The organism is Xanthobacter oligotrophicus, from assembly GCF_008364685.1.
GTDB lineage: Bacteria > Pseudomonadota > Alphaproteobacteria > Rhizobiales > Xanthobacteraceae > Xanthobacter > Xanthobacter oligotrophicus.
The window spans coordinates 166,489-191,859 of sequence record NZ_VTTL01000002.1 but is presented as its reverse complement, the minus strand read 5'-3'; the positions used below and the strand labels follow the sequence as shown (position 1 = coordinate 191,859).

22 protein-coding genes, 1 tRNA gene and 1 pseudogene are annotated in these 25,371 nt (G+C 62.6%); 13 read left to right on the top strand and 11 right to left on the bottom strand.

The window, feature by feature from the left end:
- Positions 1-13: 13 nt before the first annotated feature.
- Positions 14-1,030, top strand: coding sequence for an ABC transporter substrate-binding protein (locus FZ033_RS03705; protein WP_149574811.1), 1,017 nt, complete (start codon positions 14-16; stop codon positions 1,028-1,030).
- A 379-nt stretch (positions 1,031-1,409) separates the two neighbouring features.
- Entirely contained in the window at positions 1,410-1,616 is a 207-nt protein-coding gene (locus FZ033_RS03700) for a cold-shock protein (RefSeq protein ID WP_012115190.1), read from the top strand.
- A 100-nt stretch (positions 1,617-1,716) separates the two neighbouring features.
- Here FZ033_RS03700 and FZ033_RS03695 read toward each other — a convergent pair whose 3' ends face one another.
- Together FZ033_RS03695 and FZ033_RS03690 are read right to left on the bottom strand one after the other, a co-directional pair.
- Entirely contained in the window at positions 1,717-2,310 is a 594-nt protein-coding gene (locus FZ033_RS03695) for a L,D-transpeptidase (RefSeq protein WP_149574810.1), read from the bottom strand.
- Between the two features lie 173 nt (positions 2,311-2,483).
- Positions 2,484-3,344 (bottom strand): alpha/beta fold hydrolase, encoded by an 861-nt coding sequence (locus FZ033_RS03690; protein ID WP_149574809.1) that lies wholly within the window; start codon positions 3,342-3,344, stop codon positions 2,484-2,486.
- A 151-nt stretch (positions 3,345-3,495) separates the two neighbouring features.
- On the opposite strand from FZ033_RS03690, the gene FZ033_RS03685 reads away from it, so the two are divergent.
- From FZ033_RS03685 to FZ033_RS03660, 6 genes are all read left to right on the top strand, one after another.
- The gene (locus FZ033_RS03685; RefSeq protein ID WP_149574808.1) at positions 3,496-4,782 is read left to right on the top strand and encodes a hypothetical protein; all 1,287 of its coding nucleotides are present in this window, start codon (positions 3,496-3,498) and stop codon (positions 4,780-4,782) included.
- 222 nt (positions 4,783-5,004) lie between these two features.
- On the top strand, positions 5,005-5,256 hold the full coding sequence (locus tag FZ033_RS03680) for a hypothetical protein (RefSeq protein WP_149574807.1): 252 nt from the start codon (positions 5,005-5,007) through the stop codon (positions 5,254-5,256).
- Between the two features lie 77 nt (positions 5,257-5,333).
- Positions 5,334-5,837 (top strand): YciE/YciF ferroxidase family protein, encoded by a 504-nt coding sequence (locus tag FZ033_RS03675; RefSeq protein WP_138399875.1) that lies wholly within the window; start codon positions 5,334-5,336, stop codon positions 5,835-5,837.
- An 859-nt stretch (positions 5,838-6,696) separates the two neighbouring features.
- A complete protein-coding gene (locus FZ033_RS03670) occupies positions 6,697-7,026 on the top strand; it encodes a hypothetical protein (RefSeq protein WP_149574806.1) in 330 nt (109 codons plus the stop codon).
- A complete protein-coding gene (locus FZ033_RS03665) occupies positions 7,023-7,850 on the top strand; it encodes a hypothetical protein (protein ID WP_149574805.1) in 828 nt (275 codons plus the stop codon). Before FZ033_RS03670 ends, FZ033_RS03665 begins: the two co-directional genes overlap by 4 nt.
- An 867-nt stretch (positions 7,851-8,717) precedes the next feature.
- Entirely contained in the window at positions 8,718-9,356 is a 639-nt protein-coding gene (locus FZ033_RS03660; RefSeq protein ID WP_149574804.1) for a recombinase family protein, read from the top strand.
- 235 nt (positions 9,357-9,591) lie between these two features.
- Here FZ033_RS03660 and FZ033_RS03655 read toward each other — a convergent pair whose 3' ends face one another.
- The 6 genes and pseudogenes from FZ033_RS03655 to gph form a co-directional block, all read right to left on the bottom strand.
- Positions 9,592-11,064, bottom strand: coding sequence for a hypothetical protein (locus tag FZ033_RS03655; RefSeq protein WP_149574803.1), 1,473 nt, complete (start codon positions 11,062-11,064; stop codon positions 9,592-9,594).
- Positions 11,065-11,143: 79 nt separating this feature from the next.
- The gene (locus FZ033_RS03650) at positions 11,144-12,064 is read right to left on the bottom strand and encodes a hypothetical protein (protein ID WP_149574802.1); all 921 of its coding nucleotides are present in this window, start codon (positions 12,062-12,064) and stop codon (positions 11,144-11,146) included.
- A 374-nt stretch (positions 12,065-12,438) separates the two neighbouring features.
- The gene (locus tag FZ033_RS03645; protein ID WP_149574801.1) at positions 12,439-13,908 is read right to left on the bottom strand and encodes a site-specific integrase; all 1,470 of its coding nucleotides are present in this window, start codon (positions 13,906-13,908) and stop codon (positions 12,439-12,441) included.
- Between the two features lie 30 nt (positions 13,909-13,938).
- Positions 13,939-14,088, bottom strand: a pseudogene (locus tag FZ033_RS24655) (DUF6538 domain-containing protein); the annotation flags it as partial.
- Between the two features lie 66 nt (positions 14,089-14,154).
- Positions 14,155-14,229: transfer RNA gene (locus tag FZ033_RS03640), tRNA-Val, on the bottom strand.
- Between the two features lie 79 nt (positions 14,230-14,308).
- Positions 14,309-15,007, bottom strand: coding sequence for a phosphoglycolate phosphatase (gene gph / locus FZ033_RS03635; protein ID WP_149574800.1), 699 nt, complete (start codon positions 15,005-15,007; stop codon positions 14,309-14,311).
- 193 nt (positions 15,008-15,200) lie between these two features.
- Here gph and FZ033_RS03630 point away from each other — a divergent pair, with 193 nt between their 5' ends.
- The 3 genes from FZ033_RS03630 to FZ033_RS03620 all read left to right on the top strand — a co-directional run bounded on the left by FZ033_RS03630 (position 15,201) and on the right by FZ033_RS03620 (position 17,138).
- Positions 15,201-15,692, top strand: coding sequence for a hypothetical protein (locus FZ033_RS03630; protein WP_232847309.1), 492 nt, complete (start codon positions 15,201-15,203; stop codon positions 15,690-15,692).
- A 169-nt stretch (positions 15,693-15,861) separates the two neighbouring features.
- Positions 15,862-16,569: a ribose-5-phosphate isomerase RpiA gene (gene rpiA / locus FZ033_RS03625; protein WP_149574799.1), complete on the top strand. Its 708-nt coding sequence runs from the start codon at positions 15,862-15,864 to the stop codon at positions 16,567-16,569.
- A 23-nt stretch (positions 16,570-16,592) separates the two neighbouring features.
- Positions 16,593-17,138, top strand: a complete 546-nt coding sequence (locus FZ033_RS03620; RefSeq protein WP_149574798.1) for a DUF2059 domain-containing protein — start codon at positions 16,593-16,595, stop codon at positions 17,136-17,138.
- A gap of 157 nt (positions 17,139-17,295) precedes the next feature.
- On the opposite strand, the gene FZ033_RS03615 is transcribed toward FZ033_RS03620, so the two are convergent.
- On the bottom strand, positions 17,296-19,485 hold the full coding sequence (locus FZ033_RS03615) for a glycosyltransferase family 2 protein (protein WP_149574797.1): 2,190 nt from the start codon (positions 19,483-19,485) through the stop codon (positions 17,296-17,298).
- Positions 19,486-19,648: 163 nt separating this feature from the next.
- On the opposite strand from FZ033_RS03615, the gene gor reads away from it, so the two are divergent.
- Positions 19,649-21,016, top strand: coding sequence for a glutathione-disulfide reductase (gor, locus tag FZ033_RS03610; protein WP_149574796.1), 1,368 nt, complete (start codon positions 19,649-19,651; stop codon positions 21,014-21,016).
- 221 nt (positions 21,017-21,237) lie between these two features.
- Here the strand turns inward: gor and FZ033_RS03605 are convergent, their stop codons facing one another.
- Both FZ033_RS03605 and FZ033_RS03600 read right to left on the bottom strand, forming a co-directional pair.
- Positions 21,238-22,128, bottom strand: a complete 891-nt coding sequence (locus FZ033_RS03605) for an SHOCT domain-containing protein (RefSeq protein ID WP_149574795.1) — start codon at positions 22,126-22,128, stop codon at positions 21,238-21,240.
- A 171-nt stretch (positions 22,129-22,299) separates the two neighbouring features.
- Entirely contained in the window at positions 22,300-23,571 is a 1,272-nt protein-coding gene (locus tag FZ033_RS03600; RefSeq protein ID WP_149574794.1) for a multidrug effflux MFS transporter, read from the bottom strand.
- A gap of 319 nt (positions 23,572-23,890) precedes the next feature.
- Here FZ033_RS03600 and FZ033_RS03595 point away from each other — a divergent pair, with 319 nt between their 5' ends.
- Positions 23,891-25,285 (top strand): class II 3-deoxy-7-phosphoheptulonate synthase, encoded by a 1,395-nt coding sequence (locus FZ033_RS03595; protein ID WP_149574793.1) that lies wholly within the window; start codon positions 23,891-23,893, stop codon positions 25,283-25,285.
- Positions 25,286-25,371 lie beyond the last annotated feature (86 nt).

Genomic DNA, 25,371 nt, shown 5'->3' with positions numbered 1-25,371 from the left:
AAGGGAGGACACCATGCGCATCGGAACGCTGGCGGCTGCGCTCGGCGCGGCCCTTATGCTCGCAGTCTCGCCGGCCTCGGCGCAGCAGGCGGAAAAGCCGAAGCTGACGCTGGGCGTGGGCGGCAAGCCGCTGCTCTATTACCTGCCGCTGACCATCGCCGAGCGGAAGGGCTTCTTCAAGGACGAGGGGCTCGACGTCACCATCAACGATTTCGGCGGCGGGGCGAAATCGCTCCAGGCGCTCATCGGCGGCTCCATCGACGTGGTCACCGGCGCTTATGAACATACCATCCGCATGCAGGCCAAGGGGCAGGACATCGTCTCGGTCATCGAGCTGGGGCGCTTCCCCGGCATCGTGCTGGTGGCGCGCAAGGACAGGCCCATCACTTCGGTGAAGGACCTGAAGGGCGCCAAGATCGGCGTCACCGCGCCGGGCTCCTCCACCAATTTCTTCGTCAATTTCCTGCTGGCGAAGGAGGGGCTGAAGCCGGAGGACGTGGCCTTCATCGGGGTCGGCGGCGGGGCCTCCGCCGTGGCGCAGATGAAGCGCGGCGAGATCGACGCCATGTCCAACCTCGACCCGGTCATCACCAAGCTGGAGGACGACGGCGACGTGAAGGTGCTGGCCGACAGCCGCACCGAGGCGGGCAACGACAAGATCTTCGGCGGCGCCAACCCGGCCGCCGTGCTCTACATGAAGCGCGATTTCGTCGAGGCGAACCCGGTGACCACCCAGAAGCTGGTGAACGCCTTCTACCGCACCCTGATGTGGCTGAAGATGGCCACCCCCGAGGACGTGGCCGCCGTGGTGCCGGAAGAATACCTGCTGGGGGACCGCGCGCTTTATCTCTCGGCAGTGAAGAATTCCCTGCCCATCTATTCGCGCACCGGCGTCATTCCCGCCCAGGGCATGAAAAACGCGCTCGCCATGCTGGTGGAGTTTGATCCGGAGCTGAAGGCTGCGACCATCGATCTGGCGAAGACCTTCGACGATCGTTTCGTTGCGAAGGCTGCGGCGGGCGGAAAATAAGCTCAGGCGGTGCGCATTATTTTGCGGGCTGCCCTTGAAAGGCCGTTATTGGTCCCTATCTCTCCCTCAACCCAAGCCGCCGGACGCGGCGCGCTCCAAAGCGCGAACGCATTCGGGAGACGGACGGATGTACTCCGATCCCGCCGCGGCACTGGGTGTTCGTTCCTCCGCTTTCCATCATCATGGATGTGCGGAGGGGCGAGCTGAGCGGACAGTTCGTCATCGGCCTGCTTCATCGTTTCCTTCGGGCCGCGACACAAAAGCCTTCCAATTCGAACTCGTCTAGAACTACGCCCCGCTGCGCCGCGACGTTGGTCGTGCGCGGGGGTGACTGGCGCAGGCACAGCTGAAGAGCGACCTGCGCGCACAGGAGGCCACCATGGCCACAGGTACCGTCAAGTTTTTCAATTCCCAGAAGGGTTTCGGCTTCATCCAGCAGGATGAGGGCGGCCCCGACGTCTTCGTGCACATCTCGGACGTGGAGCGCTCCGGCCTCTATGGCCTGAACGATGGCCAGAAGGTGTCCTTCGACATCGTCGCGGACAACCGCGGTAAGAGCAAGGCGTCGAACCTCGCCGCTCTCTGAGCTGACGCTCTGATTTAAGAAACCCCGGTCACCGCAAGGTGGCCGGGGTTTTTTGCGTTTGGAGCAGCTGTTGTCAGATCGCTGCTCCCGGCCGCCGCGCTCAGCGCAGCACGTACACCGTGGTCCCCACGCGGACGCGGTTGTAGAGGTCCACCACATCGTCGTTGGTCATGCGGAAGCAGCCGGAGGAGACCGCCTGGCCGATGGTCTCGGGCTCGTTGGAGCCGTGGATGCGATAGAGGCTGGAGCCGAGATACATGGCGCGGGCGCCCAGCGGATTTTCGATGCCCCCCGGCATGTAGCGCGGCAGATCGGGCCGGCGCTTCAGCATCTGCGAGGGCGGCGTCCAGCCCGGCCATTCCTTCTTGGCGCTGACGGTCTTCACGCCGGACCACTGGAAGCCCTCGCGGCCCACACCGACGCCGTAGCGCAGGGCCTCGCCACGGGAGGTGACATAATAAAGCCGCCGCTCCGACGTGCGGATGACGATGGTGCCCGGCGCGTATCGCGGGTCGATGGACACCACCTGCCGGCCGATGGGCGAGGAGGTGCCCACGTAGCCGGCATTGCTGTTGGCGCCGCTGAACAGCTTGTTGAAGTTGAAGAGGTCGTAGCGGTCGTCGGCTCGCGCCGGCCCCGCCGCCACGAGCGTGGCCGCGACGGCGGCCAGGGCGAGGGATCTGAAGTGCGTCATGGGTCTTACGTCTCGGCTGAGGAACGAAGGGGACACACGGGGAGCGGATCGCGCTCCGACGTCCATTTTGTCGCCGTAAAATGGACATGACTGCAACCGCTTTGTGGCATGGCGGTTCCGGCCGCACGGGAGTGTGATGCGGATTTTCGGCCCGTGGGGCCTTGCCGCAACGCTCAAGCCTTGCCGGCTACCTCCCGCACGAAAGCGGCCAGCGCCGCATTGAAGCGCTCCGGCGCCTCCAGGAACGGCGCATGGCCGGCGCCCTCAAAGAGATCGAGCCGGGCGTTCGGCACGATTTCGGTAATATGTTCCGCCATGGCCGGGGCCACCACCTCGTCGAGGGCGCCCTGGACCACCAGGACGGGCACGTCGAGGGTGCGGTTCACGGCGTCATAATCCGCCACCCGGTCGAACAGGGCGGCGCGGATGTTGTGTGGCACCAGCATGTTCACGCCGAACATCAGCTCGAACAGGGGCTGGGGGATCGGATTGGCGAAGCAGCGGCGCAGGAAGGCGCGGGTCGCCGTGATGTTCTGGGTTACGTCCGGGCTGCACATCTGTCGCATGAGGCGGTTACAGCTGCCGTAGAAGCGCCGTTCGTTGGCGGTCACGGCATCGACATACACGATGCCGGAGATGCCCTTGGTCCCGAAGATGGTCACATAGTCGCCGATGATACGCCCGGCATAGGACCAGCCCACCAGCACCGGCCGCTCCAGACCGAAGGTGCGGATCACGGCGTCCACCTCGCCCGCCCAGAGTTCCGCCGCCTTGTAGCGGGCGGGGTCTTCCGGCTTGTCCGAGGCGCCATGCCCGCGGAAATCGTAGGTGACCATTTGGAAGTCGGAGAGGAGAGGGCTGGCCGTCTGCCGCGACCAGCACAGGCTCGACTGGGAAAAGCCGTGGATGAAGACGATGCCCGGCCGAGTCCCGGTGCCGAAGGGCTCGGCGCCGAAGGCCTCGGCGGCGATGCCGATGCCGTCGGGGGTGGTGACGCGGGCGGTGCGGCGGGCAGGGGGCTTAAGAGCGCTCATGGTTCATCACTAGCATTCCGAGGCGCCGGCTTTAAGCGCGGGCGCGGCTGAAGCCCGGAGCCGTTCGCGCCCAGCCTTGCGCCTTGGGTCCGCCGCTTTGCCGATGATATAGAGCGGGCCGAACGCGGCAGTGCCACAGAGGCGGCGAAACATGCGCAACCTTCCTATGTCCCGAGCTGGGCGTCTCGCCCTCGTCGCCGCCCTCGGGCTGCTTGCGCCCGCCACCGCGCGGGCCGCCGATCGCTACATGGCGACGGGGCTGCCCTTCTTCGATCCCTACCATGTGGCCATCGCCAGCATCGACGTGGCCGACGGCAAGGTGACGGGCACCCTGGCGGCGCCCGTGGGCGATCCGCGCCCGGCGCTGCCGCTCTCCGGTACGCTGGCCAGCGGCGTGCTCACCCTCACCGTGGGGCAGGGTGCGGAGGCCTACCGCTTCGTCTTCAGCGAGAACGAGCGGGGACTGCACCGCATCTTCGAGGAGACGACCAGCATCCCCGGCATCGATGCGGTCACCCTGTTTCGGCCGCCGGCGGGCTTCTCCGAGCCGGCGCTGGCGCTGCAGCATGATCCGGAGGATTGGTGCGGGCGTGTCTATGGCGGTCTCTCCGTCCAGTTCCGCGCCAAGGACCTGGCCGCGGCGCCCGAGGCGCCGGCCGCCGTGGCCGACCTCGATCTGATGGTGGTGCCGCAGCAGGGTGGCACGGCAACGCAGAAGGTGAAGGACGCCTGGAGCCGCCTGCGCCTCGCCGCGCGGGGCGGCGACGACGTGTCCGTGGACATCGCCGTGCCGGTGGGCAGCGAGGCGAAGCACGCCGAGGACCTGCGCCGCGTGCCGCTGGTTTCCTCGGTGATGCTGCCGGCGCTGTGCGGCGAGATGGCCCTCGCCACCATTCCCCGCGCCCGGGTGGCGGAGGGGAACACGGTGTCCGAGGCGAAGCTGAAATCCTATGCGGAAGCCATGCTGTCGCGCCTTTTGTCGGGCGCGGCGCCCGATGCGTCGGCCGCCGGGCCGCGCAAGTTCAGGATCGCCGGGGCCGTGGTGCCCGGCGTGTCCGGCCCCGCCTTCAAGGCGACCGTGACCGGAGAGGCGGAGGCGACGCGCCTCGGCAAGGGTAGCTTCGACCAGTTCACACTGACCCTCGAGCCGGTGGTGACGCCGGATGATGCGGCCGACACCCTCTCGCTCATTCCCACCGTCACCGACCTGAAGAGCGCCAAGAAGGCCGGCCCGCAGCCACCCGCCGACGCCGCTTTCCGCCCGGCGGACGATTCCAGCCAGGTGGCCGGCATCACCCAGCGCATCGTCTCCTTCATCGCCGCGGCCGAGGGCACGCGCTGCGCCTTTCTCACCCAGACCGCGTTCGACGAGCCCGATGGCGCCATTTCCTGCACCAACATCGCGCTGGATGATGTGAGTCACCCTGACGACAATTGAGGGTGAATCTCGATCCGCCGCGAAAATCGTAGTTTTATCGAGGAATATCGATCCTTTGATAATGATTAAAAGCGCGACCGTCGCCGTATTTTTTCCAGAAATACGGCGACGGTCGCGCTTTCATTTTGAGTAGAGCGTGGCTGTGCGCTCTGAAAAATCGAAGGAACCATCCTCTCTCCCCTCCGTTGCATGACCAGGGGCTGAACAGGAGGATACATTCCCATGACCAATCGTCAGCAGGGCGGTTCCGGCACTCCCGAGACGGATCAGGCCAAGGAGGCGGCCCGCAAGGCTGCGGAAAGCCGCCAGCAGCACCAGCAGGATCACGGCCGTGGCCAGCAGGGCGGCGGCGATCCCGATCGCAATCGCGCCTCCGAAGCCGGCCACAAGGCCGGTCAGTCCGAGGAGAAGCGCTCCCCCTCGCAGGACCGCGATCAGCAGTCCGAGGCCGGCCGCAAGCCGGGCACGCGCTGACGCCTTCCGGCGCTGAGATTTCAGCCGGCGTGCGCCGGCTGAAATCCGCGGCAATCCAGAGACATCAGGAGACAGACATGGGCTTCTTTTCCAAAGACATCCATTCGCTCGACGATCTCTTCGTGCACACCCTGCGCGACATCTATTACGCGGAAAAGCGCATCCTGAAGGCACTGCCCACCATGGTCGAAAAGGCCTCGAGCGCGACCCTGCGCCAGGCCTTCCAGTCTCACCTCGGCGAGACCGAGGAGCATGTGAAGCGCCTCGAGGAGGTGTTCCGCCTGCATGGCGTCGAGGCCAAGACGGTGAAATGCCCGGCCATCGACGGCATCATCGCCGAGGCGGAGGAGGTGGCGTCCGAGGTGGCCGATCCCGAGGTGCTGGATGCCGCCCTCGCCGCAGCCGCGCAGGCGGTGGAGCATTACGAGATCACCCGCTACGGCACCCTCATCGCCTGGGCCAAGCGGCTCGGCCGCAATGACTGCGCCACCGTGCTCCAGCGCACCCTCGACGAGGAGAAGGCGGCCGACGCCAAGCTCACCGGCCTCGCCGACGCCCAGGTCAACATGCGCGCGGCCTGACAAGACCGCCGCCGGCGTCTTCCGAATGGCAGGCGCCGCACCTCTCCCTCCCGCGGGGAGAATCCCACTTGCCCCCGTCGCACCCGCGGCGGGGGCATTTTTTGCGTTGAGGGGGCGGCATGCGGCGCACCGAAACGCCGCGCACGAGGCCAGGACTCTGGCCAACAATCTGGAATGGTGCGGAAAAAGGAATGGTGGGCGATGCAGGGGCATCCACCATCCACCTAAGGCCTTGAGATTGCTATTGCCATGGTGATGTGGGGAGGCACAATGTCTCCCTTCGACGCATCATTAGCACAGGTCGGGAGTGGGAAATCAAGATAGGTCGGTCAGTGGGCTCACGCTCTTTGTGGTGACGTGGCCCTAAGCTGACCCTGCCACCGTCTGCTTTGGGCGGGTTGGGCACCTGTGTTTGTGCGACCAGAATGGGGGAGAGTGCGGACAGACAGGTTCTGCGAGGCGAAGGTGAGATAGCTGTGTTTGAAACCGCAGGCAGGTGTCAACCAGACTCAGTCATTTGGCCGGTTCTTGGCCGAGCGCAAAAGCCGCCGTTCGTCAATTGCCACGGTCACCATGAAGTTGCCCTTGCGGCTCAAACTTCCGCGCCCATCCGCGTGCGCCCCCTCTGCGACGGACGCTACCTAACAATCTATGCCGGAACATCTGACTGGGTTAATAATCGGATCGATAGCTCCGGCGCCGGGACCGAGGTATGGGTGACGCGGGAGTGCATTTGAGGTGCTGAGCTGTGGCAGTTAAAAAGTGGAAGCAGAGCAGAGATCCTCTCTATCGAGGGGATCATGCAAACGCGGTCAATGTTCCGACCCCGTCAGCTAATGCGTCAGTGGTACGCCACATAATGTTCCTGGAGGGGCCTGGCCGTGAGACACCGTATCTCTCAACGACTGAACGTCGAGAAGTTGCAGGTCGGTTTGCCAAAGCGGGCAGCGTTTGGGAGACATCTGTTGCTCTCACGAAGAACACAAGCATTAAACATATTAGCAATTCCGAACTTCTTGGCCTGATGAAGGGTAACGGAAAGGGGGCGGCTAAGTGGCTTGATGCCTTTGAGGTGATGCAAGCTCGTCGCTATGCCGAAGAGCACAGCGAGCATATTTTGGATTTCCGAGCGGTAGCTGATCCAAAGGTCGCTGCTGTCGTCGTAAAAGCGATATTCAAAAAATCATGAAACTACAGGCATGCCAAAATTGCTGGTTCAACGGCCTTCAGTATGGGTCTGTTGGACTGTCCTTTGGTTATTGTAGCCGACATCGGAAGGTTCTCAATATCGCCGATGAGACCACATGTGGGCAGCACATTCGTAAAGATTTGGGGCTTGCTCGAGCGCAGGAAGTCGCTGCCGTTCACGCTAAAGTGTATGACGAAGATAAAATTGTTAGGATTACAGATAATTGTGAGATTGGTGGCGATGTATCTGCGTCAGGCAAAGATATCAAAATTCTTAGAGGTGATGCCGTAGCGGGTGCCGTCTTGGATTATGGATTTTTGAACTCAAAGATCGCATCTTTTGCGCAGTTGAAGTCGATGGCGACGATCAGGTCAGACGTTGCCATGGCCAGCCTAGGGCGAGCTTATGTAAAAAATTGTGTTTCAAGGGGAGGGAAGTGGACGAGCGGCATTCATATTTATTGGTGGACAAAGAAAAGGATTGCGCATATTCCTGAGTTAATGGTTCGTGATCTCCGATATTCAGAATCGATACAAATATCTCGCCAAGCTGAGTTGGCCGTATGGTCCGTGATGATGCTTAGATTGTCGCTGCTAGATGACATCGTAGGATACGCTCGTCAACAGAATGACGAGGTTGGAGATGAAGGTGGAATTACCAATCGCGCTGCCAACGAGGTCCAGGTATTTAATTTGAGAAAGTTGAGTAAATGGATACTAAAAGAGCTTCTCCCAGCCTTGGACTCACGCTTAGATGATAAGAGATATAATGAGTTGGCGAGTGAGTTGCGTCGGGAGGAGATTGCTGTTGGGGAGGCTGATTAAACTCCGCGGCACGTATTGAGGTGAGGCAAGTGAGCTGCGTTACGTGGGCTCTCCGCCCTCTTGCACTGATACTGGGGTGCCTATTATGTAGCCATAATCTCCCTGTAGTCGAGGTGAAGTAAAGCGGAAAAGTATTACCGATCGACTTTTGGGTGCTCAAATAGATGCGCGGCAACCGCGCTGATAGCGGCGGCAATCCTCTTCACCCCCCGAAGCCTGCCGGTCTAGAAAGTTCCGATCTCGGCCTTTGAATTCACTCCCGGCCTGTAAATCGCTGGTGCTCAGTGTGAAGAGCCGGTTTAAGGAACGCTGTGCGAGTGCTTCTACGACCAAGGTCAGGCGTAAAGCGGTATGTCCGCTCTCAAGCCGCGACCCAATGTCATTTCCTGGCGCAACCCTCCCCTTACGAAACTGGCGCACTCCAGTCTTCAGAGAGCATCGGAGTCGGTTGGGGGTGAGGCGAACTTAGCGCGGGCATTCCTTTCAAGCTGCGGACTAAGCAGAGGGCTAACTCATTAGATCTTAGTAGATTGGAGAAATTGTGAAATTTTTCGCGAAGGCAATTAAAGCTTTTCGATCATTGCAATTCCCCCCATGCCCGGCCCTGGAATATCTCCCTCCATTTATGGAATACGGCCGTCTTTTATGGCGTTGTAATTTATGCGATGGGCATCTGATCTTCGTATTGTGTTCTAGATATAGCTTCGCTCGTTTGTTAGCTCGGAGCCGTGGAATGGCATTTTGTCCATAAAGGTATACCCCAACGGTCGATTGGTCGTTGGCTGTGGGTGTGTCCGTAAGGGTTGACTTAAATCAACGTACGATGTATTCAACGTACATAATCCATATGGACGAATGGGGTGGCCAGTGCAAACCATTCTGTATGCGCGTGTGTCGACCAGCGACCAGACCATTGAGCACCAAGAGGCTCAGGCACGGCAGTCTGGTTTTCTCATTGATCAGGTGGTTGCCGATCATGGCCAGTCCGGCCTGAGCACCAGCCTCAGGGAAAGGCCTCAAGGTAGACGTCTGTTCGATCTCCTAAGGGCAGGAGACGTTTTAGTCGTGCGTTGGATTGATCGCCTTGGCGGGAACTATGGGGATGTCTGCGATTCCATCCGTGAGTTTCTGAAGCGTGGCGTTACCATCCGCACTGTCATCAACTCTATGACGTTTGACGGTGCGACGACTGATCCAACCCAGATGGCTGTGAGGGATGCGATGATCGCATTCATGGCAGCTATGGCTCAGGCCCAGGCAGAGGCCACCAAGATAGCTCAGCGGGCTGGTATCGATCATGCGCGGGCTATGGCTCAAGTGGACAAATATCGTGGAAGAAAGCCAAGCTATGGCCGCTCGCAATTCCAGCTTGTTCAGGATCTGCTAGCGCAGGGAAAGGGCGCTTCTGAAATTGCTAAACTCGCCGGCCTCACACGCCAGACGGTCCTGCGCATCCGGGATGCTCCGCAACAGGCGGAAGCCGCGCTGGCAGCGTGGGACCTTTGATTGCTTACAAACAGGGAGCGAATCGACAGGGAAGGGTACTGAGCGGCTTTCTCTTCAGTGAAGGGCCATGTCCCAAAAAGCCGGAGATCCCAGTGTGGGCTGTCCGCGTGAAGGAGGGCCGGTGTTGGAATTGAGCTGCTGTGTGCCAAAAGGGCGAGGAAGGGCGTCAAACGGCTGGATTGCGGACCTTAGCGGCTTTGGTCCTTACGCGGACTGGTAATGGCGGGAGGGGGTGTCACTTCTCTCTGTGTTTCCTAGTAAGCCATTCTAAGTGACGCTGATAATATCCTTTATACTCGCCTTCTCGTCCTAGTGATTCCATTAGTGCCGCCCTCATGTCAATTGCATCTGATGGAATATGCTCAATGATATCTTTTGCCTTTATGTCTATGTCTTTATTTATGAATTTTCTAAATTCCTCTATCATTATATCACCTAATTCGTCTGCTAGGCTTTTTATGACGATAAAGCTATCATGAATAGGAAGGCATGCATAGTTCATATAGTGGAATCGTAACATAACTGCATTTGCAATATCTGAATCCATTCTCTGCAATTTAACTCCATATCCAGAATTGATAAATTTATCAATCCGATGGTGATGTCTAATAATGCAGCCAATGAACTGTTCCCAAGACATACCTATATTATTGGCGTCAAATTCAATATCGATTCTTATTCTACCACTCGCATTTATTAGTTTATTGAAAGTTCGCTTTATCAATGGGCGAGGCGCGACTAGGTTCGGTATCTCATAGGCGTCACCCGTCAATTCCTCACCAACTTCGGCATACAGCATTTTTACGTGCATTCCGCTGTAATCAAGCTCTACTGTGTCCTTTTCATTTATTGTTATAAACTTTCTCATCTCGCTTGGTATGGTCTGCCACCATCCGCCATAGAAACGTCCACCCTCGTCCCAGGATGAATTGTTGAAAACTCGATGTAGTTCTATCCGTGTCAGGTCGACGGTATGGCTATCATTATCCGAATCTACAGTGCGTGCGGAGATGCGCTTTTGTAGTTTAATAAATTCAATATCTGATAAATTTATATCGATCCAGCTAGATAGCAATGTATGATTGATCATCTTAAGATCGTTGCGCATTTTTGTTGTAGCGGTTGTGTCGTCATAATCTATGGGTCTTTTATTTTTATCTTTGAGTATAATGATTTCGTGCGGTTCGTCGGGAGGCGATCTGCGAATGCTGGCGAGTGTTAAAGCGCCTTTGTCTGTTAGCGTATTAATGAGTTTTTGTGTTGCCCGAACGCGTGTTGTTTTGCTCACTTCTGATTGTCTGTCGTTAAAGCCTTCGTACACAATTTCGAGATATCCAAGATCTCGGAGTCCATTGAATGCTTGTATGAATTGATCATATGAAATATATAATGCAGAATATCTAGTCTTTTTTCCAAAGTGTGATTTTCCTCTGGCTACAGCAACCAATAGAGATGGATCAGATTTCCATGCAACATAAAGGTCTAATGTTAAACAACGAATTGCCGCTCTGAATTTCTTTTCAGCTTTCTGATTTCTCCGCCTTTCTCGTTGTTCGTTGGCTTTTAGCTCATTGATGATATCATTGAGACAATTGTTTAGCTCCGGGTAATCAGACCAGCGATGAACATCAAGGGGGCGCGCTCTGTCGCCGGGAATCTGTTTTTCGTTATGGCGGCCTGCCTCCGTGCCTAGAGCAATATCAACCACCTGCCGTTCCTCTCGATCGTTGGTGTAACTTAAATATTCGTTCGGCTTAACGGGGTATGAATAAACATAAAAAGCTCTGTCAATTAAAAATTTCTCTTTCTCTCCAAAAGCTTACAATAGCGGTTAAATAATCCATATATGTCTTGCCATGAACCGCCTGAAATTGCTCTGCGATAAAACTTTGAAGCATCATGTTGGTGAGCATCGTTGCAGCCGCTTCCTGCCTGGCAGCAGGGTGTGTTCGAAGTTGTTCTAAGACATTTTCAAGTTCGTCTGGCGGCATCGGTGAGCCTGTATCCAGAACTGCCATCTTCTGGATGAATGATCTCTGCTTAGAGGGGGTGTTAAGAGTTCGTATAGTGTCCTTCAAAAATGCTTGCGCATCCTCGATCACCGGTCGGATGTCCCAGCGTTCGACATGGGGATAGGCGAAGGCGAGATAATATCGCAGGGATGCGGACAGCGAAAATTGAAGCTCTCTCGTCATCTGACCATGTAGCAAAGCAAGAATATTCTCCGTCATTCCGGCTGGTTCAACCGAAAATGGGTGCGATTCGCTAATCAGATAATAAAGCACAAAGGGCCTCGTCCATTCGCAGGTAGGCTCTTTAGGTGGCACGTTTCTCCTGCCTTCTTTTGCGATGAGGTGCATCGTATAAGCTATCTCTACTGAGTAGCTCGTGCCATTTTTCACGATTAGATCGCGGTACCAACGGGGCAGCTTGCTCACCATGCCATGTCGATATGCTTCAGCGATTAAAGGCCCCTGCTTCCCGTCGTGCACGTATCGTATCTCGTGCTGGATGTGTTTGATAAACGCGCTTTTGAGTTCGGACATGTCTCGCCCAGCTAGCTCTTGCGCCTTTTGAGGGGGGGCGTCCTTTAGAAGCAATTCAAGATAGACGTATGCCCGAAGGGTCTCAGCACCGACAGCGGTGTTAAGTTTGAAGAACCTATAGACACCCCATCCGAGCAGACCCAGGACTAAAAGGGCTTCCATCTTGTCCTCCGGCTGGGGGCATATGTCGCGGTACGTCCCCGCGAGCTTGCCCCTTGATCCCTTGGTGATCGGGGAGTTGGAAAACCGAATGGATACGGTCCCTGTGGCCTTTAGTTCGGAGAACCTGTTGCATACGCCACAGGCTCCCCGACCATAGGTCAAGGAGATGGCGCCATTCCGGTTGGCGCCCGTACCTATCCATTCGGGGTTTCCACGCCCCAGAGCCGCACGTACGACTCCACCCATCTGTTTCAGGCCTCGCCTCGATGGTGTCAATGGGGGGGCTGTGGGGAGGGGGCGTTCCCTCGGGTGAAGAAGCCGTGTGATGAAGCGGAGATGCGAAGCTGACGAACTAGCTTGTATCTGTTTCCGCCTCAGCGTCTGCCGGCGCCGTTCTCAGAAGGTTGGAATTTTTCAATCGCACCTTTGAGTTGTGCAAGGGTGTAGCCTTGCTTGAAATAGTGCTGTTGGGTCACGCCTTCCCGAGTGTGGCCCACAAGTGCCTTCACATGATTTTCCTCGACGCCGGCCTGCATGAGGCGCGTCACCATCGTATGACGGAGGCTATGGAAAACGAGGTCCGTGGATTTGATGCCAAGCTGCACAAGGAACCGATCATTGAACCAGCGCCCGAGGGCACGGCCGTATCCCTCCTTCGGACTAAACGAGAAATCGGGGAACAGGCGTGTCTCTCCAGCTTCCTTGAGCGTGGCCACATGCTTCAGTAGACCAACTTCCAGCAGGCGACTGTGAATTGGCACCATGCGGCATGATGCGGCGTTCTTCAGCCGCTTTCCGTCCCCTTCATCGTTCATGTCGAAGCACCAGATGCCGTCAACCTCCTTGATATCATCAAGGTGGATCTGGCAAACCTCATTGAGGCGAGCACCCGTATAGATGCCGATGAGCGAGCCCCATCTCTGATAGTCTTTACGGATCAAGCCTTTCTCATTGGTTGTCAGCTCATGAAGTATGTCGCCGAGCTGTTCCGGCGAGAAAGCGTCTCGCTGGGTGCCTGTCGCTTGTTTGTTTTGCCGGAGCGTGATGCCATCGAATATGTTCTCGGTGACGTAGCCATTGCGTTTGGCCCAACCAAAAAGGCTTCCATAGCTTTGAAGGTATAGATTTATCGTTCTGACCGACAGCGTTTCTATGCCATCCAGGTTCATTAATTGTTCAATGGACATGTTTTTGATAGGTGATATTTTATTTCTATTCTTTGGATATTTTAGAAGTATCTCCTTAACCTTCTGCGTGTCTTTTCGATTGATGTTTAGTATATCGCGATTTTCGCCTAAAATTTCCTGCAAAAGGTCGAGATGCTGGACCTTCTGCTGTTCGGAACGCTCACGCCACAGACCCGCACGCTCTTGCTCTGTCGTGAACTTCTGCACGAGATCCTTCAGCAAGCATGTGGGGCCACCTGCCCCTACCGTTTGGGGTAGAGCAGGAGCAGGGCTCTGGGACAGATCGTAGCTATCAAGCGATTTATCGTATGCGAGAACACTGGCGCAAAAATCCCGATACGCCATTTTCAGCTCTCGAATGAAGACGTTGTGTGTCTTCGTGCTGGGATCAAGCTTGAGGCCGTAGCGTTCGGCAAACGTAGCGGCTAGCTCGTCGTCCGATTCCATGCCGGGCAAATCGAGATGAAGGCCCATGCCTTCTGCAAGGGCTTCCCGAGCGAAGCTCTCTCCATTCGTCAGCGCCGCAATTTCGATCTGATCGAGTCGCCCCTGTTCGGCAATCCGGTCTTTCTCTCGCTGCAATGCCTCTTGGAAATGCTGCTTCAGAACGCCGCGTATCTCATCAAAGCGCATGCCTGCCGACGCTATCTTCACCATGGCCTGTTCCGCCAGATAACTGAGTTGGCGGGATAGCCGCAATGCCTCTCTTGGCACTCGGGTACGCAGGGAGACTTTGACGCAGGAGGCTTGCTGTCGAGGGTGAATCGCTTTCGGCAATGGCCACCGGAAGTGGAAAACACCGTGCCGGGACAGCTCTAGATAGGTCGGGCTACGCACCGCAATGCATCCCTTTGATGCATCACCAGGGCAACTCGCACTCTAAGTCCTTGAATTTGCGGAAAATGGTGGGCGATGCAGGGATTGAACCTGCGACCCCTCCCGTGTGAAGGGAGTGCTCTCCCGCTGAGCTAATCGCCCGCGCCATTTGCGAGGAGCGCCGTTTAGGCCGGCGCGCCCCTCCCTGTCAAGTGCCGGTGGTTCCGGCCTGTGGATGACTTCACATGGCCGGGCGCGCCAGAAGGGCATCCACGGCCCGCTCCAACTCGTCGAAATGATGGATCAGCGCGTCCGCGCCGAGTTCTGCGGCCGGGGTTTCCGTATAGCCGAAGGACACCGCGACCACCGGCACGCCGGTGGCGCGGGCTGTGAGCACGTCGGTGATGCTGTCGCCCACCATGATCGAACGCGCCGCGGAGCCGCCGGCCGCCGCGATGGTGGATACGAGCGGCAGCGGATCCGGCTTGGAGCGTGGATAGGTGTCGGCGCCGGTGATCACGGAAAAACGCTCGGTCAGGTCCAGCGCGTCCAGAAGCAGCCGGGCGAGGTGCTCCAGCTTGTTGGTGCACACGGCGAGGCTCACGCCCTTGGCCGAGAGGCGGTCGAGGGCGTCGAGCAGGCCGGGGAAGGGGCGCGAGCCCACGGCGATGTTGTCGGCGTAGTGGGCGATGAACCGCTGGGTCATCGCCTCCACCTCGGTATCGGGCAGGGCGACGCCCTCGCTCTTCAGGGCGCGGACGATGAGCAGGCGGGCGCCGCCGCCGATCATGTTGCGGGCCTCGGTGCGGTTCACGGGCGGGATCTTGTGCGGGGCCAGCACGAGGTCGAGGGCGTCCAGGAGATCGGGCGCGGTATCGACAAGGGTGCCGTCGAGATCGAAGGCGACCACGGGGCGGTTGGAAACGGGCGGGGCAGTCATGTTCGGGCCTTTTCATCGGGGACAGACAGGGATGGGGGGCGCCGACCCTACTCCCTGCCTTAAATCCTGCCGCTTTTTCGCGCGAGCGTCCGCGTCGATCGCAGGGCTGCGGCCGCATGGCGCAGCCCCGAGGAGCGGAAAGCGCCGGGATCGGACGTGAGCTTGGCCGGGCCGGAACACCAAGGAGGCTTGAATGCAGGGGATTGTTCTTTCCGTGGCTGGATCGCGGAACCACCTGCGGCAGCTGAAGCCGCTGGCGCGCGGCATGCTGGCGGCGCTGGCATTCGCGGGCCTTGGTAGCGTCGCCGGCGCCGGCGGCGCGCTGGCCCAGCCGGCACCGGCGGCCCAGGGGGCCCAAGGGGCTTACGAATTCGCCGCGCCGCCCTCGGCCCAGGCGAACCGCGTCTATGGCCTCAACCGCCAGACCGGCGAGATGAACGTGTGCCAGTTCGAGCGGCCCGAGGGCAGCGCCGTGGGCATCACCCATTGCTTCGCGCAAGGGGAGGGGGCCGGCCCCCAGAAGGCCGGCAGCTACGCCCTGGCCCCCACCCATTACGAGGGCGAGACCGGCATATTCCGGGTCAATCGCGACACCGGGGAGATGAGCATCTGCTACGTGCGCGAAACCGCCCGGCCCCAGGGCGGCGCCGATTCCAGCCTGGTCTGTACCCCCGCCGCCCGGTGAGGGGCGCGGGTTGAGGCTTGGGGCCGCCGAGCCGTCGCGCCGCTTGTCGGCGGGCCGGATCGGGGCTAGAGCCGGAACGCGGCGGGGCGACCCGGCCCGCATCAACGAAACGCCAATGCCCCACGCCGCGCCGGTTGGCCGCGCGAGGGGCACCGGAACGGAAACTCCCATGGTGCACGCCGAAGACCCGAAGCGCCGCGCGGCCGCTCACGCCCTGACCTACGTGACCGACGGCATGCGCCTCGGCCTCGGCACCGGCTCCACCGCCCGCCATTTCGTGGAGCTGCTGGCCGAGAAGGTCCATGCCGGCCTCAACATCCTCGGCGTGCCCACCTCCGAGCAGACGCTGTCGCAGGCGGTCTCCCTCGGCGTGCCGATCGCGACCCTTGATGAGGCCGGCCCGCTCGACCTGTGCATCGACGGGGCGGACGAGGTTGGCCCCGGCCTGGCCCTGATCAAGGGCGGCGGCGGGGCGCTGCTGCGGGAGAAGATCGTCGCCAGCGCCGCGCGCGAGATGGTGGTGATCGCCGACTCGAGCAAGAAGGTGGCCGTGCTCGGCCGCTTCCCGCTGCCCATCGAGGTGGTGGATTTCGGCGTCGCCTCCATCGAGCGGAATGTGGCCGAGGCGGTGCGCAAGGCCGGCTGCGAAGGCCCGGTGAAGCTGCGCCGCGACGGCGATGGTCATCCTTTCGTCACCGATCAGGGCCACCTCATCCTCGACGCCCATCTCGGCCGCATCCCGGACCCGGCCGCGCTCGCCCGCGCGGTGGAGGAAGTCGCCGGTGTGGTCGAGCACGGGCTGTTCCTGGGCCTTGCCCGCCGGGTCGTGCTTGCCGGCGCGGACGGCATCACCGTGCTGGAGCCCGGCAGCTTCTGATTCCTCTTCCCGGAGAGAGACCCATGTTCATGTCCCATCGCGGCCGCTTCGGCGTGCGGCTCCTTCTCGCCGCCGCCCTTGCCGTGCCGGCCCTCCCGGTTCCCTTCGCCTTGGCCCAGCAGGCGCAGCCCGCCCGCCCGGCGGCGAAGGTGAGCGCGCCGCATCTCCAGCTCGCCCGCGATCTCGTGGCGGTGAATGGCGAGGCCCGCGCCTTCGAGGGGATTATTCCCAACATCGTCGACGGGGCGGCACTGTCGTTCCTCCAGACCAATCCCGATCTTGCCAAGCAGCTGCGCGAGGTCGCCATCATCGTGCGGCCGGAGTTCGAGGCGCGGCAGAGCGAGATCATCGACATCCTCGCCACCTCCTACGCCAGCCACTTCACCGAGGCCGAGCTGAAGGAGGCCATCACCTTCTATCGCTCGCCCACCGGCGCCAAGCTGGTGCAGGACCGTCCGGTCATCGTCCAGGAGGCGGTGCAGGGCATCCAGGCGTGGGGTGCGCAGGTGAACGCCCAGGCGGTGGAGCGGGTGCGCGCGGAAATGCGCAAGCGCGGCGTCGACCTGTAGGTTTCGTGCGGACGCCGGCCTTCGGGGCGGCTTGGGCTTAAGAAAAAAGGCTCCCGGCACTGGCCGGGAGCCTTTTTCTTTTGGGGCGCGTCGCGCAGCCCGAGCGGCGCCTGAGCGCGACCCTCTCGGCACCGGTCAAAGACTGGGGCCGTTGGTATCAAATCGCGTCGGTGCGGGCGTCGCGCGAGCCCTGTGGCGCGTCGGCGAGGGCGGCGAACAGGTTCTTGCGGTCGAGGTTGGGGTTGGAGTGGGGGTCCACCAGGGTGCGGGCATGCCACAGGGCGTCGAAACGCTCGTGCTGGGCCTTCAACCGCTCCCGGTGGAGCTTGTTGCGGGACTTCCCCCGCGAGGCCGATTCGTGGTGGATGAGCAGCGCGTACGGCGTGGTCACCACCTCGTAGCCGGAGCGGCGGGCGCGCAGGCACAGGTCGATGTCGTTGCAATCCTCCTGGAACCGCTCGGCGTCCAGCGGGCCGATGGCCTCCCACACGTCCCTGCGGATGAGCTGGCAGGCGCCGGTGACCGCCGACACGTCCTGCCGCGCCAGCAGCCGGCCCTCGGGGCCGGGCGTGTCCGGCAGGGCATGGGCGAACCAGTGGGAGGCATAGCCGAACAGGCCGACCATCACTCCCGCATGCTGGATGGTGCGGTCGGGATAGAGCAGCTTGGCCCCCACGATGCCGACGCCCGGCCGAAGCGCAAGCGCCACCATCTCGTCCAGCCAGCCGGCCTCGATCACCTCGATGTCGTTGTTGAGGAACAAGATCAGCTCGCCGGTGGCGGCCTCGACCCCGTTGTTGCAGATGCGCGGATAATTGAAGTCGCCGTCGTCCCGCACGATGGTCGTGTCGGGCCAGGTGGCCTTCATCTCCGCGAACAGGGCGAAGGTCTCGGGCTCCACCGAGCCGTTGTCGACGATGATGATCTCGAAATTGCGATAGGCCGTCTTCCCGATCAGCGAATCGAGCGCCATGCCCAGAAGGCCGGCGCGGTCGCGGGTGGGGATGACGATGGACACCTTGGGCGGCACCGCCGGCAGGGGGAAGTCCGGCCGCAGGAAGTGGGTTCCGGCCTCCGGCACCACGCTCACCGGCACGCCGAGCACGCCTTCGAGCGCCTGCGCGGCCAGCCGGGCGGTTTCGGGCTCGGGGAAGCCCGGTGCCCGCTCGGGACCGGAAAAGGCGATGCGCGGCAGGTGCCGCACCGCGCCGGCCCCGACCTGCGCCACCGTGCGCACGACGAGGTGATAGGGGGCGGCGGCGGCGAAGCGGGGATCGATCCCCAGCGTCCGGCTCAACCCCGCCCGCAGCACGGTGAGCGCGCCCGTATAGGGCGAGGATTCCAGCAGGTGGCGATTGAAGGCCGGCTTGAACACGCCCGCGAGCGGCGTTCCGGACGCGTCGCAGCGCTCCTCGTCGGTATAGAGCAACTGGCAATCGGGATGGGCGGCGAAGGCCGCGCGGATCAGTGCCACGGCGTCCCGCGTGGGGCGCCCTTCGGGATCCAGCAGGCAGACGAGGCTATCGTCCGGCGCCTCGGCGGCGGCTAGGGCGGCTTTGAGGAGGCTGGCGTCGTCCGCGCTCGCTGCGGGCACGATCCGACCTGTATTGCCAACGGTCTCCGCCAGCGCCGTGCCTTCGCGCGCCATCCGGTCGGGGCTCGTAGCGACGATCCAGCTGAAGCTCCGGTCGGTCTGCGCCGTCAGGGCCTGCGCGCAGGCAGCGATCTGGGCGAGCGAGCGCCCGTCCCCCGCCGCGGACAGGAAGACGAGGGCCGGCGCCGCCCCCTCGGCTGGAACCTCGGTGAAGTCCTCCACGAAGGCGGCGCGGAAGCGCTGGTACTGCGCCCGCTTCAGGGACAGGCGCGCCTGCGCGGTCTGGCTGAGAGCGATGAGGCTCAGGCCCAGATGGCGCGCCGCGCCCTCCGCCTGCCGCCAGCGGCTCTTGAGGCCCCTCACTCCGCCTTCGGGTGTTGCGAAAGATCCGTTCCGGAAGGCGTGGAGCTTCAGCAGCAGCCGCCCGGCGGGGAACTGCCCGCGCACGGGATAGTAGCCGAGCCTCACCGCGCCGGACTGCACGCCATCTCCCGTGACGACGATCCGCGCCGTGCCGGCGGGCAGATCCGCTGCCACCGGCGTGTCCGCCTCCGCCGGGAAGCTGGCGAGGGGCGTCCCGCGCCCATCCTCCATGCGCACCACCAGCAGGCCGGGGACGCCCGTGGCGACCAGCACCACCACCGCCCCCCCGGCCCCCGGCAGGCGCAGGAGGAGGGGCGGGAGAAAGGCCGCCGTGCCCGGTTGGGACTTGATGGCGCGCAGGGGCCGCGGCGGGATCACGTCGTTCAGCATGAGATGTGGTCCCGCCCCTTCGCGGCTTGTTCCGGCTGAGTTCGACGGGCGACCCGTCCGGCCTTGGCCCCGGCGCATGGGGCAAGACCGTGGCTTTCCCTTGACGGATGGGAGCGCCGGCCGTTTTGTGGCGGCCATTGCGCGGCGCGAAGGACGGATTGGAATGTCACGGCGAGAAGTCGACCTGTTTGTCATCGGCGCGGGCTCGGGCGGAGTGCGCGCGGCGCGCATCGCGGCCCAGCACGGCGCCCGAGTGATGATGGCGGAGGAATACCGCGTCGGCGGCACCTGTGTCATCCGCGGCTGCGTGCCCAAGAAGCTGTTCGTCCACGCCGGCCGGTTCGCCCACGATCTCGAGGACATGGCCGGCTTCGGCTGGCGCGTGGGCGAGGCGGAGTTCGACTGGCTGACCCTGGTCGCCAACAAGGACAAGGAAATCGCCCGCCTCGAAGCCATCTACCGCCGCAATGCGGAGAATGCCGGGGTGGAGGTGGTCGCCTCCCGCGCGGTGGTGGCGGGGCCGAACACGGTGCGCATCCTGTCCACCGGGGAGGAGATCGACGCCCGTTATATCCTCCTTGCCACCGGCGCCCGCCCGGCGCTGGGCCCGGCCATCGTGGGCTGCGAGCTGGCCATCACCTCCAACGAGGCGTTCAACCTCACCCATTTCCCCGACCGAATCCTGGTGCAGGGCGCCGGCTATATCGCGGTGGAATTCGCCGGCCTGTTCCGCGCGCTGGGGTCCGACGTGACCCTGGTCTATCGCGCCGACAAGGTGCTGCGCGGCTTCGACGGGGAGATCCGCGACCATCTGGAAGCCGAGATGACCCGCGCCGGCATCCACCTGACGCCCGGGCGGACGCTCTCTTCCATCGAGGTGATCAACGGCGGCAAGCGGGTCACGCTTTCGGACGGCTCGGTGCTCGAGGTGGACGACGTGATGCTCGCCCTCGGCCGCATCCCCAACACGGGCCATCTCGGCCTCGACGGGGTGGGGGTGAAGCTCGACGACGTGGGCGCGGTGGTGGTGGATGAGAAGGGTTGCACCAACGTGCCGTCCATCTATGCGGTGGGCGACGTGACCAACCGCATCAATCTCACCCCCGTCGCCATCCGCGAGGGTCATGCGTTCGCCGACACGGTGTTCGGCAACAAGCCCTGGACCGTGGACCATTCCCTGGTGGCCACCGCCGTCTTCTCCGAGCCGGAGATCGGCACCGTGGGCCTCTCGGAAGAGGCGGCCCGCGCCCTCGGCCGGCCCATCGACATCTACAGCACCTCGTTCCGCCCCCTGAAGGCGACCCTCTCGGGCCGCGAGACCCGCACCTTCATGAAGCTGGTGGTGGACAAGGAGAGCGACGTGGTGCTCGGCTGCCACATCATGGGGGATGCGGCGTCCGAGATGATCCAGCTCGCCGGCGTGGCGCTGGGGCTGAAGGTGAAGAAGGCGGATTTCGACCGCACCGTCGCCGTGCACCCCACCTCCGCCGAGGAACTGGTGACCCTGCGCACGCCCACGCGCAGCGTCTGACCGGCAGGCTCAGATCTGGTTGAAATTCACGCCGATGGGCGCGTGCGGCCCTCGCAGCGCTTTACCATCGTCATGCCCGGGCGTGTCCCGGGCATCCACGCCGAACCGCTTGGGACAGCTTGCGAAAGCTCTTCCCAGCCTATCCGCGTGGATGGCCGGGACACGCCCGGCCATGACGACTGTGATTGCATCTATGCCCTCTCGAATGCCCAAACGGGCGCTCAGAGCCGGCTGAGCAGCTCGGCCTTCTTGGTGCTGAACTCCTGGTCGCTCAGGATGCCCTTGGCGTGGAGATCGGCCAGCTTCTCGATGGCGGAGATCACCTCGTTCTGGCCGAGCGGCGGCAGAGGATTGCCGAAGGTCTGGGGCTGCGGCACATAGGTCTGCTGCTGCTGCGGCGGCGGATCGTAGACCGGCGGCGGGGGGGCATAGGCCTGAGCTTGGGCCGGGGCCTGCGGCGCGCCGCTCACGATGGGCAGGTTGGAGACGAACACCGTGCCGTACTGGCTGGTGAAGGTGAGGGAGCCCGAACCGCCCTGCTGCTGGGAGAAGCCGCCGATCTGGTGGTCGAGGCTGTCATAGACCGTCACCTGGCCGTTGAGGTCGATGGCGAGGCGGTGAGATCCCGGAAAGTAAGCGTAGCGCACCGAGTTCTGCGCGCCGGTGCTGGCCGGCTGGCCAAGATCGGCCGGCCACCAGTTGAAGTTGCCCGAGGCGTCCGGCACGAACAGGCTGGACTGGTTGCCGCCCATCCCCATTCCGCCGCCGCTCGACTGCCACTGCCCGCTGCCGAAATTCCCGCCGCCCTGGTTCTGCGACTGGAAGCTGCCGGTCTGGGTGAGGCCGGGCTGGCTGGCGACGAGGTTCGACAATTCGCTGCACAGGCCGTCCACGCGGCCCTTCAGGTAATTGTTGAACATGTCCGAGACCATGGTCATCCCGCCGCGCATCCACTGGCCGGATCCGCCGAACTCGGGATGGCTGAACTGGGCCATCGAGCCGTTGCCGGCGATCACCGAGAACAGCATGGAGGTGACGGCATCCGGGCTGAAGCCGGTGCGCTGGGAGATGGCATTGATGGCCGCCTGGCCTTCGGGCGAAAGTTGAGGCATGAGGCTCCTGTTGTCGTTCGAACTGCGGGCGCAAGATCGCGCAAGCGTGTAGGCGCAAGCGTTTCTTCTACCACGGCTTGCGGACAGTTCGCCGACAGATTCCGCTGCGGCGGGCGGAGCACCCATGCGGCCAGCACGGGGCGGGAGCCTTCCGCCCATCTGGTTAGCCGTCTATGGATTGTGCCCGAACAGCCGGCCCTTCTCGGCCCACAGCACGAACACCAGCGCGATGGCGCCCAGCACCAGATAGCCCAGGCTGAGCGGCAGCACCGTGCCGTCGAAGGCGCGGCCCACGAAGTAGCCGAGCACCGACGCCATCAGGGTGGTGAAGCCGCCGATGAAGGAGGAGGCGGTTCCGGCCACCGCGCCGAGCGGCTCCATGGCCATGGAGTTGAAGTTCGGCACCGTGAGCGCGAACAGGAACTGCCCCGCCCCGACGAGGCCGCAGAACAGCAGCAGCGGCGGCTTGCCGCCATAGGCGACGCTGGCTGCCACCATCAGGGCGCCCACGGTGATGAAGCCGCAGATGCCGCCGTGGGACAGCCGCCGCATGCCGATCCGCCGCACCAGGGCCGCGTTGGTGAAGGAGGCCACCGCCATGATGCCCGCCACGGCGGCGAACGCCACCGGGAACAGGTTGCCCAGCTTGTAGACATCGGTCTGGAACACCTGGGAGGCGGAGCCCACATAGGCCATCAGCGATCCCATCATCAGGCCGATGGCCACCGCATAGCCCGCCGCGCGGCGGGTGGTGAGGGTGAGCACCACCGCCTTGCCGATGGCCCGCAGCGAGAAGGGAATGCGGTATTCCGGATGCAGCGTCTCCGGCATCCGCAGGCCGAACCAGACCAGCAGCGCCAAGGCCAGCGTGAGCATGGCGATGAAGATGAGGTGCCAGGAGCCGAAGGCGAGGATGAGGCTGCCCAGCGCCGGCGCCAGGATGGGCACGGTGAGGAACACCATCATGGCCAGCGACATGATGCGCGCCATCTCGCGCCCCTCGAACCGGTCGCGCACGATGGCGATGGCGAGCACCCGGCCCGAGGCCGCGCCCACGCCCTGGATGACGCGGGCGGCGATCAGCACGTTGAAATCCCGTGTGAACAGGGCCAGCAGCGTGCCTACCGCATAGATGGCCAGGCCCGCGAACAGGATCGGCCGGCGCCCCACCACGTCGGAGATGGGGCCGTAGAGGAACTGCGCGGCGCCGATGCCGAGCAGGTAGGCATAGACCATCACCTGCACGTCGTTGGCGTTGGTGAGGGCGAAATCCTCCCGGATGGCGCCGAAGGCGGGCAGCAGGTTGTCGATGGAGAAGGCCGTCATGCCGATGAGCAGGGCGATGAGGGCGACGAATTCGAGGAACGGCGGCCGGGTGGGCGCCGGCGCCTTCGCCGGGATGGACGCGTTGCGGGGCGCGGGGGCGCGCTCGGGATGGGACATGAAACGCTCTGGCGTTGGGCGTGTCCCGCAACAGACACGGCTGTGAGATGCGGTGCGCGGGGAGGGGCGACCGGGAGGGAGGACACATAGGCGATGGCGCCGGGAAGGAGAAGGGGCGCCGCCCGCTGACACCGAACCGTGTTTGCGCCGCGTCCTTTCGGCGCGGCGCGGGTTCGTGTATAAGCCCGCCTTCCGGCCCCGCGAACACAAGAGGAACGCAAGGGTTGGACCCGGTGTCGGACGAGCCGGCCCGGTTTTTGAGAACATGGAGAGTGAAATGGTGACCCGCCCGCAATCCGCACCTGTCCCTGGCGCCGAGATGTCTCGCCGCGCCGAAGGCTGGCGTCCGGATAGCTGGCGATTTTATCCCGGCGTGCAGATGCCCAATTATCCGGACAAGGCAGAACTCGCCGAGGTGGAAGCCAAGCTTGCCTCCTACCCGCCGCTCGTCTTCGCCGGCGAGGCGCGCCGCCTGAAGTCGGAGATCGCTAAGGTCGCCCGCGGCGAAGCCTTCCTGCTGCAGGGCGGCGACTGCGCCGAGAGCTTCGACGAGCACTCGGCCGACAACATCCGCGATTTCTTCCGCGTCTTCCTGCAGATGGCGGTGGTGCTCTCGTTCTCCGGCGGCACGCCGGTGGTGAAGGTGGGCCGCATCGCCGGCCAGTTCGCCAAGCCCCGGTCCGCGGATACCGAGACCGAGAACGGCGTGACGCTGCCCAGCTACCGCGGCGACATCGTCAACGACATCGCCTTCACCCCCGAAGCGCGCATTCCGGACCCGCGCCGGCAGATCGAGGCGTACCGCCAGTCGGCGGCTACCCTCAACCTGCTGCGCGCGTTCGCCAACGGCGGCTATGCCAACCTTGAGAACGCCCATCAGTGGATGCTGGGCTTCGTGAAGGACAGCCCCCAGTCCTCGCGCTACCAGGAACTCGCGAACCGCATCACCGAGGCGCTCGACTTCATGCGCGCCTGCGGGATCAATCCGCAGAGCCACCCGGAAATGCGGACCACGGATTTCTTCACCAGCCACGAAGCGCTGCTGCTCGGCTACGAGCAGGCGCTGACGCGGGTGGATTCCACCTCCGGCGACTGGTACGCCACCTCCGGCCACCTGCTGTGGATCGGCGACCGCACCCGCCAGCCGGACCATGCGCATGTCGAGTATTTCCGCGGCATCCGCAACCCGATCGGCATCAAGTGCGGCCCCTCCATCACCGGGGACGGCCTCATCCGCCTGCTGGACATGCTGCAGCCCGACAATGAGCCGGGCCGCATCACCCTCATCTGCCGCTTCGGTGCCGACAAGGTGGGCGACTACCTGCCGGGCCTGATCCGCGCGGTGGAGAAGGAGGGGCGCGTGGTGGCGTGGTCGTGCGATCCCATGCACGGCAACACCATCAAGGCGGCGTCGGGCTACAAGACCCGGCCGTTCGAGCGCATCCAGTCGGAGATCCGCTCGTTCTTCGACATCCATGCGGCCGAGGGCACCTTTGCCGGCGGCGTGCATCTGGAGATGACGGGCAAGAACGTCACCGAGTGCACCGGCGGCGCCCGCGCCATCTCGGACGAGGACCTGCGCGATCGCTACCACACCTATTGCGATCCGCGCCTCAACGCCGAGCAGGCCATCGAGACCGCCTTCCTGGTGGCCGAGCTGCTGAAGCGCGAGCGCCTCGCCCGCGGCCGCCCGGAGGTGGTGGCGGCGGAGTGATCCGCTCTGCCCTTGCGAAGGTAAGCGGCCGGCAACGGCCATGAAGATCGGCGCTCCCGGGAGGATATCCCGGGGGCGCTTTTTTG